The organism is Bradyrhizobium sp. Kon56, assembly GCF_055807635.1.
The window spans coordinates 1-280 of sequence record NZ_JBVVOU010000379.1; the positions used below are offsets into that span (position 1 = coordinate 1).

1 pseudogene is annotated in these 280 nt (G+C 60.4%); it reads right to left on the reverse strand.

What is annotated here, in order from left to right:
• A pseudogene (locus AC0L3B_RS39375) lies at positions 1 to 280 on the reverse strand (MFS transporter); the annotation flags it as partial.

Genomic DNA, 280 nt, shown 5'->3' on the forward strand with positions numbered 1-280 from the left:
GCCGCCGTGGCCAGGCCCCAGGACATCATGATCCGCGCGATCCAGCGCCGCGCGCCGACCTTGTACAGCATCATGTTGCAGGGCACTTCGAAGATCACGTAACCCACCACAAACAAGCCGGCGCCCAGGCCATAGGCGGTGTCACTCAGGCTCAGATCCGCCTGCAACTGGAACTTGGCGAAGCTGATGTTGATGCGGTCAAAAAACGCGAACAGATAGCAGACCATGATCAGCGGCATCAGGCGCCAGGCGACCTTGCTGACCAGGGATTTTTCCGCGT